At 50.9% G+C, this 16,671-nt stretch carries 16 protein-coding genes, 1 pseudogene and 1 other annotated feature; of the genes and pseudogenes, 4 read left to right on the top strand and 13 right to left on the bottom strand.

Features of this window, described 5'->3' with window-relative positions:
* Window position 1: 1 nt before the first annotated feature.
* Window positions 2-119 (bottom strand) — a sequence feature (Thr leader region).
* The 3 genes and pseudogenes from thrL to yjjY all read right to left on the bottom strand — a co-directional run bounded on the left by thrL (window position 58) and on the right by yjjY (window position 1,558).
* Window positions 58-126 (bottom strand): thr operon leader peptide, encoded by a 69-nt coding sequence (gene thrL, locus M2371_RS12820; RefSeq protein ID WP_115631754.1) that lies wholly within the window; start codon window positions 124-126, stop codon window positions 58-60. (Overlaps the previous feature by 62 nt.)
* Window positions 127-310: 184 nt before the next feature.
* On the bottom strand, window positions 311-1,012 hold the full coding sequence (locus M2371_RS12825) for a tRNA/rRNA methyltransferase (protein ID WP_172893190.1): 702 nt from the start codon (window positions 1,010-1,012) through the stop codon (window positions 311-313).
* A 403-nt stretch (window positions 1,013-1,415) separates the two neighbouring features.
* A pseudogene (yjjY, locus tag M2371_RS12830) lies at window positions 1,416-1,558 on the bottom strand (protein YjjY).
* A 96-nt stretch (window positions 1,559-1,654) separates the two neighbouring features.
* Here yjjY and arcA point away from each other — a divergent pair.
* Entirely contained in the window at window positions 1,655-2,371 is a 717-nt protein-coding gene (gene arcA / locus M2371_RS12835; RefSeq protein ID WP_034459438.1) for a two-component system response regulator ArcA, read from the top strand.
* Window positions 2,372-2,439: 68 nt separating this feature from the next.
* Here the strand turns inward: arcA and creD are convergent, their stop codons facing one another.
* From creD to creA, 4 genes are all read right to left on the bottom strand, one after another.
* The gene (gene creD / locus M2371_RS12840) at window positions 2,440-3,798 is read right to left on the bottom strand and encodes a cell envelope integrity protein CreD (RefSeq protein ID WP_259267891.1); all 1,359 of its coding nucleotides are present in this window, start codon (window positions 3,796-3,798) and stop codon (window positions 2,440-2,442) included.
* 88 nt (window positions 3,799-3,886) lie between these two features.
* Window positions 3,887-5,314 carry a two-component system sensor histidine kinase CreC gene (gene creC, locus M2371_RS12845; protein ID WP_259267892.1) on the bottom strand — a complete coding sequence of 476 codons (1,428 nt, stop codon included), beginning with the start codon at window positions 5,312-5,314 and terminating at the stop codon, window positions 3,887-3,889.
* Window positions 5,314-6,009, bottom strand: a complete 696-nt coding sequence (gene creB, locus M2371_RS12850; RefSeq protein WP_259267893.1) for a two-component system response regulator CreB — start codon at window positions 6,007-6,009, stop codon at window positions 5,314-5,316. Before creB ends, creC begins: the two co-directional genes overlap by 1 nt.
* 13 nt (window positions 6,010-6,022) lie before the next feature.
* The gene (gene creA / locus M2371_RS12855; protein ID WP_034498604.1) at window positions 6,023-6,493 is read right to left on the bottom strand and encodes a protein CreA; all 471 of its coding nucleotides are present in this window, start codon (window positions 6,491-6,493) and stop codon (window positions 6,023-6,025) included.
* Between the two features lie 207 nt (window positions 6,494-6,700).
* Between creA and robA the strand changes: the two genes are divergently transcribed.
* Entirely contained in the window at window positions 6,701-7,570 is an 870-nt protein-coding gene (gene robA, locus M2371_RS12860; protein WP_259267894.1) for an MDR efflux pump AcrAB transcriptional activator RobA, read from the top strand.
* Here the strand turns inward: robA and gpmB are convergent.
* Window positions 7,567-8,214, bottom strand: coding sequence for a 2,3-diphosphoglycerate-dependent phosphoglycerate mutase GpmB (gene gpmB / locus M2371_RS12865; protein ID WP_034498609.1), 648 nt, complete (start codon window positions 8,212-8,214; stop codon window positions 7,567-7,569). The genes robA and gpmB overlap by 4 nt on opposite strands.
* Before the next feature lie 51 nt (window positions 8,215-8,265).
* Here gpmB and yjjX point away from each other — a divergent pair, with 51 nt between their 5' ends.
* A complete protein-coding gene (yjjX, locus tag M2371_RS12870; protein WP_034498703.1) occupies window positions 8,266-8,781 on the top strand; it encodes an inosine/xanthosine triphosphatase in 516 nt (171 codons plus the stop codon).
* Here the strand turns inward: yjjX and trpR are convergent.
* Together trpR and sltY are read right to left on the bottom strand one after the other, a co-directional pair.
* Window positions 8,778-9,107 carry a trp operon repressor gene (trpR, locus tag M2371_RS12875; protein WP_115627251.1) on the bottom strand — a complete coding sequence of 110 codons (330 nt, stop codon included), beginning with the start codon at window positions 9,105-9,107 and terminating at the stop codon, window positions 8,778-8,780. The genes yjjX and trpR overlap by 4 nt on opposite strands.
* A 54-nt stretch (window positions 9,108-9,161) precedes the next feature.
* Entirely contained in the window at window positions 9,162-11,096 is a 1,935-nt protein-coding gene (gene sltY, locus M2371_RS12880; RefSeq protein ID WP_259267895.1) for a murein transglycosylase, read from the bottom strand.
* Between the two features lie 231 nt (window positions 11,097-11,327).
* Between sltY and ettA the strand changes: the two genes are divergently transcribed.
* Window positions 11,328-12,995, top strand: coding sequence for an energy-dependent translational throttle protein EttA (gene ettA, locus M2371_RS12885; protein WP_172893185.1), 1,668 nt, complete (start codon window positions 11,328-11,330; stop codon window positions 12,993-12,995).
* A 44-nt stretch (window positions 12,996-13,039) separates the two neighbouring features.
* Here ettA and nadR read toward each other — a convergent pair whose 3' ends face one another.
* The 3 genes from nadR to serB are packed head-to-tail and all read right to left on the bottom strand — an operon-like array spanning window position 13,040 to window position 16,657.
* Window positions 13,040-14,272 carry a multifunctional transcriptional regulator/nicotinamide-nucleotide adenylyltransferase/ribosylnicotinamide kinase NadR gene (gene nadR / locus M2371_RS12890; RefSeq protein ID WP_034498617.1) on the bottom strand — a complete coding sequence of 411 codons (1,233 nt, stop codon included), beginning with the start codon at window positions 14,270-14,272 and terminating at the stop codon, window positions 13,040-13,042.
* Between the two features lie 25 nt (window positions 14,273-14,297).
* A complete protein-coding gene (radA, locus tag M2371_RS12895; protein WP_034498619.1) occupies window positions 14,298-15,680 on the bottom strand; it encodes a DNA repair protein RadA in 1,383 nt (460 codons plus the stop codon).
* Entirely contained in the window at window positions 15,680-16,657 is a 978-nt protein-coding gene (serB, locus tag M2371_RS12900; RefSeq protein ID WP_034498620.1) for a phosphoserine phosphatase, read from the bottom strand. The genes radA and serB overlap by 1 nt, the downstream gene beginning before the upstream one ends.
* Window positions 16,658-16,671 lie beyond the last annotated feature (14 nt).

Below are 16,671 nucleotides of genomic sequence, written 5' to 3' on the forward strand. Positions count from 1 at the left end.
CCAAAAAAAAGCCCGCACTATTTAGGTGCGGGCTTTTTTCGTTTTTCCTGGTATGCGTCAGCCCGCACCGTTACCTGTGGTAATGGTGGTTGTAATAATTGTGGTCATCAGGCTGATGCGAATCATGGATGTTGTGTGCTCGTAATATGATTTACCTATATTGACTAAAGTATCCGACAGGCTAAGTCAATTTATTTTTAATTTTACCACTATCTGTGACATGACTATCGAACGCTGATAATTCATCACAAGATGCGCTCATTACGCTGAAAAAGAGGGGGGAGCACACCCCATCCTCACTACTATGCATTCAGTTATCAGCATTTTTCTCTGGTAACTTTTTTTCAATATCATGGAGCAAACGGTGCAACATCGCCGTATCACGTTGCGCTAAAAGCCCCAATCGCTGCTGTAACCAGTCGACCATTTTTTGGTCCTCGCTGGCATCAACACGCTCAAGTAAAGAGGCAATACGCGCACGTAAAGCCACTAACTGTTTTGCGTCAACGACATCATGCTCAGGAGCGGGTTGTTGCATCAGCGCGGAGAGTTGATAGCAATACACCATGACAGCCTGCCCAAGATTGAGAGACGGATAATCTGCCACCATCGGCACGCCGGTTAAGACATCAGCCAGCTCCAGCTCTTCGTTGGTCAGCCCCGAATCTTCACGCCCAAAAACCAACGCCGCCGTGCCGACCCATTCCCGCTTTTCTTCAAGCAATGGTACGAGTTGCTGCGGTGTGGCGTAGTAATGGAATTTCGCACGGCTACGGGCAGTGGTGGCAATCGTGAAATCCACATCATGCAGCGCTTGCGCGAGCGTATCGAAATGCTGCGCGTTATCCAGCACGTCGCCGGAACCATGTGCCACCCATCGCGCTTCAGGCTGGCGGTCCGCTTCGCTATCAACAACGCGTAGTTCAGCAAATCCCATGGTCTTCATTGCACGGGCTGCGGCACCGACATTTTCAGCTCTGGCGGGAGCAACCAAAATAATTAAAAAACGCATCAAAGCTCTCTTAAAAAAAAGTGTCTGTTTTCGGACATTCACAAAATACAAATGATAATACGCATCAAAAATTTACATTAAGGCAACATTCACCTATAGAATGTATGTAATGCGAATCATAAGCACCTTAAATACTTATTCGTGGTTTGACCAGCACTCCGCAAGGCAATAAAAAGCACTATCAATTTGTTTTATATGATAAAAAATCCATGCCACCACCACTTGCAATCTGATTTACGTTGTTTACTAATCAATTCACGTAACCATATTGATTATTAAAAAAATGTGATGAAAGGTGGCAAAACGCTACGATGATTTCATCAAACTGTTAACGTGCTACAATTGAATTTGATATATGTCAACGAAGCGTAGTTTTATCAGATGTCTAAAGCGGTCCTGCCTGTTATGTTGCTGTTAAAATGGTATAGGATAACAACCGTTTTTGACACCGTCGGGTCCAGAGGGAAAAGTGCCCACGACCAAGCTAATGATGTTGTTGACGTTGATGGAAAGTGCATCAAGAACGCAATTACGTACTTTAGTCATGTTACGCCCAACATGTTAATTTATGGCATGTAATAGGCAGGTCAGGGACTTTTGTACTTCCTGTTTTGATTTAGTTGGCAATTTTAGGTAGCAAACATGCAGACCCCGCATATTCTTATCGTCGAAGACGAATTAGTAACACGCAACACGTTAAAGAGCATTTTTGAAGCTGAAGGCTATGATGTTTTTGAAGCGACCGATGGCGCTGAAATGCATCAGATCCTTTCCGATAATGACATCAACCTGGTCATTATGGATATCAATCTGCCAGGTAAAAATGGCCTGCTCCTGGCGCGTGAATTGCGTGAGCAAGCCAATGTGGCATTGATGTTCCTGACCGGCCGCGATAACGAAGTGGATAAAATCCTTGGCCTTGAAATCGGCGCAGATGATTACATCACTAAGCCATTCAACCCACGTGAATTAACCATTCGTGCGCGTAACTTGTTGTCTCGTACTATGAACCTGGGTGCAATCAGCGAAGAACGTCGTTCCGTTGAAAGCTACAAGTTCAATGGTTGGGAACTGGACATCAACAGCCGTTCACTGGTCAGCCCAAATGGCGAGCAGTACAAGTTGCCGCGTAGCGAATTCCGCGCGATGCTGCACTTCTGCGAAAACCCTGGGAAAATTCAGTCTCGCGCTGAATTGCTGAAGAAAATGACAGGCCGTGAGCTTAAGCCGCACGACCGTACTGTTGACGTCACAATTCGTCGTATTCGTAAGCATTTCGAATCGACTCCAGATACACCTGAAATCATCGCCACCATCCATGGCGAAGGTTATCGCTTCTGCGGCGATTTACAGGAATAAACCTGTAATCAACTTGAACACGAAAGGGCGGATTAAATCCGCCCTTTTCTTTTGCTTTTAGAAAAACTCTATTTCCACAGGCGGAAGCGGTCAGGATCTTTCTGCGCGTCGCCAGTTTCCAGTATCTGCACTTTTTTACTCATACCGTACCAATCTGTATGACGGGTTAGCATCATAATGGCCGAAAGCGCCACAAAAAGGACTCCCGTACCAAGTAACAAAGCACTGTCCTCAGACTGAAGCAACTGCCAGAGCACAGCATCAAGCGTCAGCAAGCCGGTCGTAAACATCAAACTGGTTTTCCAGCTGTTCAGAATGGCCTTCAAATAAAATCCATTAATCCCCGCACAAATCAGACTCGCCAGCAGCCAGGCGCCGTTAAACCCGATATGTTCTGAGACCGCCAACAGAACGAGATAAAACATCACCAGCGATAGCCCAACCAACAAATACTGCATCGGGTGAACGCGCAAACCCGTCAGCGTCTCCAGCAGGAAGAAACTCATAAACGTCAAACCAATCAGTAAGATGGCATATTTAACTGCGCGATCGGTGAGTTGATATTGGTCGACAGGATTTGCCACCGTCACGCTAAAGGCTGGAAGGCGATCGACATCCATAATTTGTCCGTCATAGAAGCTGGTATTCAGGTTGTTAGCAAACCAGGTGCTCTGCCAATTAGCGGTAAATCCGCTTTCCGTTACCGTGCGCTGTTGCGGCAGGAAATCGCCAATAAAGCTCGGATGCGGCCAGTTGCTGGTTAAACTGAACTGGCTATTGCGTCCAAGCGGCACCACGGCAAGCTGTTTGGTACCCATCAAGTCCAGACTAAAGCGAAGCGTGAGTTTCTCATCCTGGAGGTGCTCGGCAGGGAGAATGGCGTGCAGCCCCTGTTCAACGCCGGGTAAGTGACTCCCAGGTTCAATCGGATAAGATTTGCCGTTGATATCCAACTCGCCAACTTTACCGATACCGCGAGAGTCGCCGACTGCCAGCACGACATACGGTGTGCCAATTTGGGTATTACCGCTGAAATCATTATTGAGCTGCTGGCGGTTAAACGTGGCATCAAGCGTGATAGCTGTGCGCCAAATTTGCCCCTCGTAAATGCCGATATGACGCGGCTCAACGTTCTGCTTTCCCACAATACTCAAGTTTTCCGGCAGATAGTAGCGAATGAAGCGGCGCTCTTTTTTAACCTCTTTATTGTCTTCCATAACGGTTGTCATTTCAGTTATGGGAATGGCAATGAGCGGGCCGGTAATGGTTTGCGGGCCACTGGTACTCTGGCGCAGCGACTGCTCAACATCATCCCGATAACTACTACGCTCATCAATTAACGAACTCAGCATACTCAGCGGAATGAGCAACAGCAGCATGCAACCGAGTAAAGTCATCACTTTCCAGAACAACGCAGATTTCAACATAATCCCCTCCATATTTTGATGTGGCGAGGATAGCGAGCGTATGTGGGGGCTAAATGAAGTTATGTGAAGAGACAGTGAAGTGGTGAAATTATTTTCCGGGGAGGCTCAACCTGGCTTGCGCCCCACCCTCCGGGCGGTTCTCAAGCGTAATGGTGCCGCGATGCAGACGCGCGACTTCGCGCACAAAAGCCAGCCCTAAGCCGCTGCTCTTTTGCCCGTTGCTGCGGGGTAATGAATAGAAACGCTCAAAAACACGATCGCGAGCATAGTCCGGAATACCGCTTCCGGTATCCGTTACCAGGATAGCAATGCCGTCATCGGCATTTTCAATACTCAGCGTAATCTCACCGCCTGGCGGGGTGAAATCGAGCGCGTTATCCAGCAAATTCCCGATAGCCTGTTCTAGCAGCGCGAAGTCTCCTTCGACGACGGTGTCTTTCAGTGTGCTCTCATCGATGCTTAACGAAATCTGTTTGCTATGAGCGATCACTTCACGGCTGTCGCACAAGGCAGAAAACAGTGCGACCAGATGAATTGGCTGCGGTGTGATTTCCGCCCGGCTTTCGAGTTTTGCCTGGCGTAATAAGTTGTCCACCAGTTGCTGCATGCGCAGATTTTGCTGAAGAATGTTCCCCGAAAATTTCTCAATCACCTCCGGTGGCGGGCCTTCACGCAAAATTTCAGCCGCCCCCCGAATCGCCGCCAGAGGGCTTTTCAGTTCATGCGTTAAAGCATGAACATACTGTTCGATATAACTTTTCCCTTCGAGTTTCAGGCGCATAGTTTCCAGCGCTAAGGCGAGTTTACGTAATTCGCTGCTACCGGGTTTGGGTAGCGGGAGAGGATGTTCTTCTGTCACTGAATCGGCGTAACGCACAAGCTGACCAATCGAGCGATTAATCCATAACACCACCCCGAAGCCAATCATCAGCGCGATACCCAGTAACGCAACGCCCGCCCACAGAATTCGGCGCTCGCTACGGTGAATCACGGGTTCCAGAGCGCTATTAGGTTTCCCAACACTGAGCACACCGACAATATTGACCCCGTCGCGCACGGGAGCGGCCACGTACATTACGGTGCTTTCAGGTTTATTGACATTGACTGGCGTACTGCGCGCGCCATATTTCCCTTGCAGGGTCAGCCACACATCATTCCAGCGCGAGTAATCCTGGCCCGTTGCTTTACCACTGGAATCGAACAAAACAATACCTTTCGCATCCGTCAGGTAGACACGATATTCATTTCGGGATTTAGTAATCCCGCCGATATTGGCCTGAAAGTTATGCTGATTAAGGCGGGAGAAGGCTTGCGCGAGCTGCCCGTTTTGCGCATTTCCAGCCAGCATATCGGCACGCGCAAACTCGGCAAGTAACGTTGCGGTATCAATCAACGTTCCCTCGGTGGCTCGTCGAACACCGGGTTTCACTTCTTGTAAAAAAATCGACAGCACAAACCAGGCCGCAATCGCCACAATCAGAAAATAGCCCAGCAACAAGCGCATACCGATGCGCATTAGCTCACTCCCAGGCTGTAACCCAGGCCACGGTGCGTGTTAATGGGGGAAAGATCAGGATTAATAGCCCGGAGTTTGGCTCGCAGGGTTTTGATGTGAGTATCCACGGTGCGATCAAAACTTTCTTCCGCCGTGCTCCAGACTAATTCCATGAGCTGCTGGCGCGAAAATACACGTCCTGGCCACTGCAAAAAAATCTTCAGCATCAGGAATTCATAGCGAGTGAGATGCAAAGGTTGCTGGCACCAGGTGATCAGCGCAGCCATTTCGTTAAGTTCAAACAATCCAATACGCTGAACGCTTGCCCCGGTATTTTGCCGCTGCTTGTGTAAACGGCGCAAAACGGTTCGCACCCTCGCACACACTTCCCGCGGGGAGAATGGCTTGGCGATATAGTCATCCGCGCCAATTTCGAGGCCAATCAACCGGTCGACCTCTTCGCTTCGCGCCGTCAGAAACAGTAACGGTAATTCTGGATAATCAGCCAACAAGCGACGACATAACTCAAAACCATTAATGTCTGGCAGGCCGACATCCAGAATCGCCAGGTCCGGACGCGCAACACGCGCCGCATCCAGCACTGGCAAACCGCGATCAAACCCGCGCACCACAAAGCCTTCTTGTTGCAACGTGTAGATAAGCGTATCGGCGATACTGGCTTCATCCTCAACTAACCAGATTGTGGCCTGACTCATCATTCGCTCCTGGTTACTTCCACGGCATAATTGGCACGGCACTTAGCGCGTTTTTAGGCGAACCGTCGACGACTTTGTCAGAGTAAGCCAGGTATGCCAGCGTGTTACGTTTTGCATCGTAAAAACGAACCACTTGCAGCTTTTTAAAGACCAGCGATGTCCGTTTCTGGAACACCACATCTCCCTGAGTTTTACCTGCTTTAATTTTCTCGCTCAGTTCTACCGGTCCCACTTGCTGGCAGGAAATTGCCGCATCTGATGTATCTTCGGCAAGACCTAAACCACCTTTAATGCCACCTGTTTTTGCGCGACTGATATAACAGGTCACGTTTTTAACATCAGGGTCGTCAAACGCCTCAACGACGATTTTATGGTCAGGGCCGAATATTTTGAAAACCGTGTCAACCGAGCCAATTTGCTCTGCCCGAACACCCAATGAAATCAACATCAATGAACCCAGTACAACTAAAACTTTATATTTCATATTGTTACCATTGGTTAAGATTGCATGTAGGGACTATTAACTTTTTCGACCAGAAAGTCGTTAAATATCACGTTATTAATAAAATTATCAGAATGAGTAGCTAATTTTGGCACGACTTGTTAAAAAAAACTCTGAATGTCATAACAACAAAAAGTGCTATCATCGCCCACATTAACGGCACTCACCGTGTCAGGATGAGGATATTATATGGATCAGGCAGGGATCATTCGCGATCTATTAACCTGGCTAGAAGGCCATTTGGATCAGCCTCTGTCACTGGATAATGTGGCGGCAAAAGCAGGCTATTCCAAGTGGCATCTACAACGGATGTTCAAAGATGTAACGGGTCATGCCATTGGTGCATACATTCGTGCGCGTCGTTTATCTAAATCCGCCGTAGCATTGCGATTGACCGCGCGTCCAATTCTGGATATTGCCTTACAGTATCGTTTTGACTCGCAACAGACGTTTACTCGCGCCTTCAAAAAACAATTTACTCAAACGCCTGCATTATACCGTCGTTCTCCTGACTGGAGCGCTTTCGGCATGCGTCCGCCGTTGCGTTTAGATGAGTATGCACTGCCGCAAGCGCAGTTTGTCACGCTGCCAGAAATTCACCTGGTTGGCGTCACGCAAAGTTATAGCTGCACGCTTGAACAAATCTCTGATTTCCGTAACGAAATGCGCATTCAGTTCTGGACGCAGTTCCTTGGGAACTCTCCAACTTTGCCACGTGTACTTTACGGTTTGCATGAGCCGCGCCCAAGCATTGAACGGGATGACGAGCAGGAAGTGTTTTATACCACGGCACTCGCGCCAGAACTGGCGAATGGGTTCTTGCCCGATTCCCATCCAGTCAGGCTGGAAGGCGGCGACTATGTGCAGTTCGACTACGAAGGCCCAGGCACCGGTTTGCAGGAATTTATCCTGACGATATACGGCACCTGTATGCCATCGCTAAACCTGACGCGTCGCAAAGGTCAGGATATCGAACGCTTCTTCCCGCAAGAAGAAGCGCGTGTTCAGGACCGACCAATGCAAATCAGATGTGAATATCTGATTCCTGTCCGTCGTTAACGCTGTAACTCATCCAACGCAGGGGCGTCTAAATGCGAGATGTCCCCTGCCGTTTCAACCACCCAGCCAGAAGCCAGCCACGGACTTTGTTGGTGATCCACCCGAGAAATCGAACAGTTTCTTAAACGTAAGCGACGTTCAGCCCAGGCGGGTAAACCCAGAATCGTACTCACCAGGCAGCCCAGCGCCATACCGTGACTCACCAGCAACGGACGACTCCCCGCAGGTAAATCCAGGCAAGCATTTAAAGCCGCGTGCATACGTTCGCTCATCTCCAACATGCTTTCACCGTCGGGAATTCGGCCATCAGCCGTGCCATTGACGAGTTGACGACGCCAGCCCTCTTCTTCTTCGTTTAGCGTGTCCAGATTGCGGCGCTCCAGAACGCCCATATCCAGCTCGCGTAAACGTGCATCCAGCGTGACATCCACACCACACGCCATCGCAATGATCTCAGCGGTGCGGCGGGTACGCCCCAAATCACTGGCAATCACATGCGTAATGCCCAACGTTTTGACACGCTCAGCCACCTGCTCGGCCTGACGTTCTCCTTTCTCAGTCAGCGCACTGTCTGACTGGCCCTGAATGCGGCGCTGCGCATTCCACTGCGTTTCGCCGTGGCGAACAAGGTATACCTGTAACATGCGTTTTTTCCGTTATACTGCGGCAACAATTTCTTGAGAGTTTCAATGATTATGTACCATGTCGTCTGCGCAACAACCAATCCTGCCAAAATTCAGGCAATTCTCCAGGCATTCGACGATATCTATGGTGAGGGATGCTGCCATATTGAACCCGTCGCCGTCGATAGTGGCGTGCCCGAACAGCCATTCGGAAACCATGAAACGCGAACTGGCGCACGATGCCGAATTATGAATGCTCGTCAGGTTCGCCCTGAGGCAGATTTTTGGGTGGCGGTTGAAGCAGGAATTGACGACGACAGTACGTTTAGCTGGGTCGTTATTGAAAACCACAAGCAGCGCGGTGAAGCCCGTTCGGCAACCCTTCCGCTGCCTGCCATCATTCTTGAGAAAGTCCGGGCAGGCGAAGCGTTAGGGCCAGTGATGTCGGCCTATACCGGGATTGATAAGATTGGTAATAAAGAAGGGGCGATTGGTGTCTTTACCGCCGGGAAACTGACGCGCAGTAGCGTGTATCACCAGGCCGTGATTCTGGCATTAAGCCCGTTCCACAACTCGATGTATCACTAGTTTTTACCGGCTAATAATTCCTGCTCCAGCCAGGCGCGCAACGCAGGCGGGGCAGATTTCAGGCTATTGGAACCACGCGTGATTGTCGCAATCCCCGCACCAAGCTCGTTTTTAAGCTCACGCTGGCTCATCTCACCACGCAGTAACTCTTCAATGATTCTGACGCGCGTCCCCAGGGCTGTGCGTTCGTCTGGCGTCAGCAACAGCATAAGCAGCGGCATGTGCAGCTGCTTATCGAACGATTGCTGTAGCAGCTCCACAAAGCGGAGCCACTCTTGATTACTTTGCTCGGCGTGCTCTGCCGAATATTGAGAGTGCTGAGTCATGTTATGCCACCATACTATTCAACTAGTACGCAGCATATCATAGACCCCACAAAATCAATAACGGCGTTGCCACTCTCCATCGGTGAGCAGCGGCTTAGATTTGCCCATGAAATAGCTGTAGTAGGCATCGTAAGCCAGCACGTTCTTCACATATCCGCGTGTTTCTGAGAAAGGAATACTTTCAACAAACGCCACTGCGTCGATGCGCCCGGCGCTGTTACCCAGCCAGGTTCTGACACGTCCCGGACCTGCGTTATACGCGGCCGATGAGAAAATCCGGTTATTTTCAAATTGCTGAGAAACATACTGCAAATAGCTGGTGCCGATGTTGATGTTGGTCTCCGGGTCCAGTAGCTGATTAGTGCTGGTGTAACCTGGAATATTAAACATCTTCACGGTGTGCGTAGCAGTACCCGGCATAATTTGCATTAAACCACTCGCGCCAACAGGCGATCTTACTTTAGGGTTCCAGGCACTTTCCTGCCGCGCAATCGCCATTGCGTAGCTTTGCGAGATATCTTTTCCGCTCACGTAGCGAGAGAAAATATCTTTGTACGCCAGCGGGAAGCGCTCTTCGAGATGATCCCAAAGTTTTCCGGCGATCGTTGCCTGCACACTCAGATCCCACCAGTTTTGCTCAAACGCGTAACGCGCTAACCCTTCCTGCTCGGGTTTACTGCGGCTGCTTATCAAATTCGCCCATTCGCTGCGTGCAGTATTATCCAGATTCCAGTACATCAGTTCGCGTACACGCGCCATTTCAGGCCCCTGAACCAACGCTGGGTTTACCGCAGCCGCTTTATCGACGCGTAACGGATATTCTTCCCCTAAACGCTGCGCTGCCACCATCGGGTAAAAACCCCGTTGCTGCATGAGTGAATGGAGAATTTCTTTGGCTTCCGTTTCACGGCCACGCTCCATCAGCAGATCTGCTTGCCAGTAGCGCCATTCATCTTTCTCTTTGGCTTCCATCGGCAAGCGCGCAAGCCAGGTATTCAGACCATTTCGATCGCCCGTTCCCAGCGCCATACGCACGCGTCGTTCAACTAAACTTGTAGACTCTGAACGCATAATCGCATCATCACGCCAGGCAGCCTGTTCGGCAGTGATATCGTTGCCCATCAAACGCCAGGCTACGGTGTCTCTTAGTTCCTGAGCCTGAGAGTCGTTAAGTTGCTGCGCCTGAACAAGCGATGGAATCATCATGCGCGCATTTTCTACGTCATCGCGTGCTACACGCGTGAATGCAATGGCGACAGCCTGACGAGTGAAGTCAGTGGCACCAACTGAACGGGCAAACGTCAGTACCGTATTAGGATCGTTTTGCAGGCTAATGAGCGCGCTGGATATGGTCTGGTAGTCGGCTGGCATTTGGCTCGCCAGATTGTTAACCAACGAAGTATTGCCTTCTTTCATCGCCAGGCGGATACGTTCCAGGTACGCCAGCGGATCCAGGGTGCCGGACGAACGCCACGCCGAGAATAAACGGTCACAGCTCGACGGCTGGTTTTTACCTGTCAGCCACAAATCTTTAGCACCCGCCCATGCAGCATCTGCCTGCCCGGTGTTAAATTTCGCGTAGTAATAATTACATTTGGCTTCTGTTGTGCCCGGTTGATCTGGGCTGAATGCCAGCAAGCCACGCCAGTCTTCACGGCGCGCCAGTTCATTCACAAAACGTGATTTCAGCACCCGCGCTGGCGGAAGTGTTGGGTTGGCTGCAATAAATTGGCTGACGACGAGCGTTGGCTCATTCATTAAGTCGTCAGTAATCTGGCGATATTCGAGATAGGGATACAGCGGATAATCTTGCAAAGTGGGCATTATTCGCGCCACCACATCCATTTGCTTGCTATCCCATGCTTGTTTGATTTGCGCGTAGCGGCTGCGCTGCTCGTCCAGAGAATCCGCACGAACTGCATGAGTTATTGCCGCAAGAGTTACCATCGCCACTAGCAATTGCCCTACGACTTGTTTGGCTTTCCCCACAAGTTCTCCTCACATGTTCACGGGCAGCATCATGCCGCCATTAATTACTTCATGCTAACCCTGGTATTGCAGTTTCGCCACGCCAGAGGGTGTTATTTTGTCTTTAAAAGCGTTAAGGCTGTTCCGGGTAACACATCCCGCTTCCCCTGCTGGGATTACCTGCTGAAAACGGCTACACTTCGCCACTGATATGTACCATCTTACATCACGAAAAAGAGGCGAAGTCGCACTGTGGCTCAATTCGTTTATACCATGCATCGTGTCGGCAAAGTTGTTCCGCCGAAACGTCATATTCTGAAAAATATCTCGCTCAGTTTCTTCCCTGGCGCCAAGATTGGCGTACTGGGTCTGAATGGTTCCGGTAAATCCACGCTGCTGCGCATTATGGCCGGCATTGATACCGACATCGAAGGCGAAGCTCGTCCACAACCTGGACTGAAAATCGGCTACCTGCCGCAAGAACCGCAACTCAACCTTGAACATACCGTCCGTGAATCGGTTGAAGAAGCCGTGGCTGAAGTGGTTAATGCCCTGAAAGGCCTCGACGAAGTGTATGCCAAATATGCAGAGCCGGACGCTGACTTCGACAAACTGGCAGCCCAACAGGGCAAGTTTGAAGAAATCATTCAGGCGCACGACGGTCACAACCTGAACGTGCAACTGGAGCGTGCTGCTGATGCCCTGCGCCTGCCAGACTGGGACGCAAAAATTGATAAACTGTCCGGTGGTGAGCGTCGCCGTGTGGCACTTTGCCGCCTGCTGCTCGAAAAACCAGACATGCTGCTGCTCGACGAACCAACGAACCACCTGGATGCTGAATCCGTGGCATGGCTCGAGCGCTTCCTGCACGACTTCGAAGGCACCGTTGTGGCAATTACCCACGACCGTTACTTCCTCGACAACGTTGCGGGCTGGATCCTGGAGCTTGACCGCGGTGAAGGTATCCCGTGGGAAGGTAACTACTCTTCCTGGCTTGAGCAGAAAGATGCTCGTCTGGCTCAGGAAGCCTCAACGGAAGCGGCTCGCCGTAAATCCATTGAGAAGGAACTGGAGTGGGTTCGTCAGGGCGCTAAAGGCCGCCAGTCTAAAGGCAAGGCCCGTCTGGCTCGCTTTGAAGAACTGAACAACACCGAATACCAGAAACGTAACGAAACCAACGAACTGTTTATTCCACCAGGTGCACGCCTGGGTGATAAAGTCGTTGAGGTTACCAATCTGCGTAAATCCTACGGCGACCGCCTGCTGATTGAAGACCTGACATTCTCTGTACCGAAAGGTGCAATTGTCGGGATCATCGGTCCGAACGGCGCGGGTAAATCTACCCTGTTCCGTATGATGTCTGGTCAGGAACAGCCTGACAGCGGCACCATTGAACTGGGCGAAACCGTGAAACTGGCGTCTGTCGATCAGTTCCGTGACGCGATGGACAACAGCAAAACCGTGTGGGAAGAAGTTTCCGGCGGCCAGGACATTATGCGTGTCGGTAATACCGAGATGCCAAGCCGTGCGTACGTGGGTCGCTTTAACTTTAAAGGCGTTGACCAGGGTAAACGTGTTGGCGAACTGTCTGGTGGTGAGCGTGGCCGTCTGCATCTGGCGAAACTGCTGCAAGTTGGCGGTAACGTATTGCTGCTCGATGAACCAACAAACGACCTGGATATCGAAACCCTGCGCGCGTTAGAAAACGCCCTGTTGGAATTCCCAGGCTGTGCAATGGTTATCTCACACGACCGTTGGTTCCTTGACCGTATCGCCACGCACATTCTGGATTACCAGGATGAAGGCAAAGTGGAGTTCTTTGAAGGTAACTTTACTGAGTACGAAGAGTACAAGAAACGCACCCTGGGTGCGGATGCGCTGGAACCTAAGCGTATTAAGTACAAGCGCGTAACGAAGTAATAAAAAAGGGGCGCTTAATGCGCCCCTTCTTTTGACAAGCCCGATTATCCCCGCTCGCCAATCATGTTCTTCACCAAATCCACACAGCGCAAGAAACGCGAATCATAGTCCGACTCTTCCACGTGCACATAGCTGATGTTGTTTTCATCAAGCATCGATACCAACAAATTCTGGAAAGACTTCCGATCCGTATCACTACCAAGGCTGCGCAAGCCATCGGCTACCCACGGCGTGTTGTTTTCCAGCAAAATCACCAGATCAAAGCGGTACTCATCAATCAGCGCCTGCACAAACGGGTGTTCGCGGCCTTCATACTTTTTACAGAATGCCTGAGTGGTAACAAAGTCAGTATCGATAAAAGCCACTTTATTCGCATACTTCACTGCAAAATCAACGTACTGCGCGTGACCGATAGCAATCTTGTCATAATCAGAATATTGCAGCGCCATCTCATCCCCACCCAGATGGGAAAAGACGTAATCACGCCCGTATTCCCAGGCACTGGTGGTATTGAAAATATTGGCGAGCTTATTCACCATCCACGACTTACCGCTCGACTCACCGCCCAGAATCGCGACCGTTCGCACAAAGAACGGTTTCACTTCCGTTGGAATATATTCCCAGTAGCGGAACGGATTTTCGCGAATCTGCCCACCGCTGATATTCATGAACGTGCGCTTCGGGTCTATCAGCACCGTTTCAATGCCGAGTTGTTCGATAAACCGTGGCGCATCGCCCTCTTCAGAGGTGTAGATGCAATCGGGATTGATACCTTTGCTTTCCATAAAAGTTTTGATGCCACGGCTCCAGACATCCCAGCCGTGCGGATACGGCTCCATCCCCTCTTCGTTAAACGAATGAATGCGGATGTTTTTCTGATATTTGAAAGTCTGTAGCAGCCAGCGCAGACGGTCGCCCGTGGTGGGTTGTTGAGACATGGCGCTGTCTTCAAACAATAAACGGTCGCGGGTTTCGTCATAACCCATAATGATGTGCAGTTCATCAACCTGGCTTGCCGCGCGTTGAATCAAATAGATATGGCCGGTATGCAGCGGGTAAAACTTACCAAACACCACGCCGACTTTTTTCTCACGGCGGGGAAATTCAAGACCCAGAAAACGGTGTAACGCCTCCAGCTTCTGCGCGCTTGGACTTTTGATTTTGGCGTTCAATAGCTGGCTAAGGTAGCCCTTAGTCATGCCGCAGGATTCCGCAACTTGTTGCAGCGTAACGCTCTGCTGACGAATAGCGGTCTTCAGATACTCAAAAGACGACATGCTGTGCCTCCTGCGAAATAGGTCATTATAAGTCGTCAAACACCGACAGCGCATCAGCAAGTTTTTTCACGCCGAAGACCTGCATCCCTTCCGGTAGTTTTTTCGGCACATTCGCCTGCGGCACAATGGCACGTTTAAAGCCGTGTTTTGCTGCCTCAGAAATACGTTCCTGCCCGCTTGGCACCGGGCGAATTTCGCCTGCCAGCCCAACTTCACCAAACACCACTAAATCTTGCGGTAAAGCGCGATTTCGCAGACTGGAAACCATCGCCAGCAGTAACGCCAGATCAGCACTGGTTTCCGTGACTTTCACACCACCCACCACATTCACAAACACATCCTGATCAGCCATTTGCAAACCGCCATGGCGGTGTAAAACGGCCAGTAAAATTGCCAGGCGGTTTTGCTCAAGACCCACAGCCACACGACGTGGGTTGGACATCATGGATTGATCCACCAGCGCCTGGATTTCTACCAGCAATGGCCGCGTGCCTTCCCACACCACCATCACCGAGCTGCCGGGAGTCACTTCATCACCACGGCTCAGGAAGATGGCTGAAGGGTTGCTCACTTCACGCAGCCCTTGTTCCGTCATGGCGAACACGCCCAATTCATTCACCGCACCGAAGCGGTTTTTATGGCTACGCAACGTGCGGAAACGGGAATCGGCATCGCCATCAAGCATCACCGAGCAGTCGATACAGTGCTCAAGGACTTTTGGCCCGGCAAGTGAACCGTCTTTAGTCACGTGACCGACCATGATAATTGCCACACCGCGCGTTTTGGCAAAGCGCGTCAGGTAAGCGGCGGACTCACGCACCTGCGCCACACTGCCCGGCGACGATTGCACATCCGCCATGTGCATAACCTGGATGGAGTCGATAACCATCAGCTTCGGCGCTTCTTCTTCGGCAATCATGCAGATTTGCTCGATGCCGGTTTCCGAAAGCATATTCAGGTTATTGGTCGGCAAACCCAGGCGGTGGGCGCGCATGGCGACTTGTTGCAGCGATTCTTCACCCGTGACATACAGTGTTTTCATCTGTTCACTGAGCTTGCATAACGTTTGCAGCAGCAGCGTGGATTTACCCGCGCCCGGATTACCACCAATCAGAATGGCGCTGCCAGGCACCACACCGCCGCCTAACACACGGTCAAATTCTTTAAAGCCGGTGGAAAAACGCGGCAGTTCCTCGAGGCTAATATCTGAAAGTTTTTGGACTTTGCTTACGCCCGCACTGCCAGCATAACCCGACAAACGCTCGTTACGCGCAACGGTTGGAGACGCGGCAATCCGCACCTCAGTAATGGTGTTCCAGGCATGACAAGCGCTGCATTGCCCTTGCCAGCGAGGATAATCTGCACCACATTCGTTACAAACAAATGCGCGTTTCGGAGCTTTCGCCATTAGCGTTCTTCCTGGATAAGGCTGCCGGAAAGAATACAGAACACACCCATCAAATCTGCGTGACGGATAGTTATTTCAGTTTTCTCATTCACCTTTGGTTTCGCGTGGTAAGCGATGCCCAGGCCAGCAGATTGAATCATCGGTAAATCATTGGCTCCATCGCCAATCGCGACAGTTTGCGCGGCAGGAATTTCATATTTATCCGCCAGACGCTTGAGCGTTTCGGCTTTGAATTGTGCATCAACAATTTGCCCGATCACTTCACCGGTTAGCTTGCCGTCACAAATTTCCAGTTCATTCGCCACCACCGCATCAAGATGCAGTTTATCGCGCAGGTATTCTGCAAAGAAGGTGAAACCGCCGGAAGCAATCGCGACTTTCCAGCCCAGCGATTCGAGTTTTAACACCAGAGAAGTCAGCCCCGGCATTAACGGCAGTTCATCACGCACCTGACGCAGAATAGAAGCATTGGCTCCTTTAAGGGTGCCTACGCGCTGCTTCAGACTGGCCGTAAAATCTAACTCGCCACGCATGGCGCGTTCTGTCACTTCGGCGACCATTTCACCGGTTCCCGCCAGTTTGGCGATTTCATCAATGCACTCGATTTGAATGGCGGTTGAGTCCATATCCATCACCAGCAGGCCTGGCGTGCGCAAATGCGGAATCTTACCCAGCGGCGCGACATCCAGCCCGGCGTCGTGCGCAAGTTTGGTCGCTCGCGGTGTTAATGAACCTGCCAGGCGAATAACCTGATAATCTTCAACACACCACGCAGTTACGATTACCATGGCGGCGCCAAGTTTACGCTGGTAGCGGTTCAGGCATTCTTTATCCAGGTTCCGACCATACAGAAGCCAGCCACTGCGGCCAGCACGGTAATCGAGTGGCATAACTTCATCACCACTTAGCGATAGCGGCAACCCAGGCCAAAGAGAAACATCGGTCGGTAGGTCGCACCAGGTCAGACTATTTGGCATCACAGCTCCAGAAT

The organism is Buttiauxella sp. BIGb0471, from assembly GCF_024807715.1.
Lineage (GTDB): Bacteria > Pseudomonadota > Gammaproteobacteria > Enterobacterales > Enterobacteriaceae > Buttiauxella > Buttiauxella agrestis.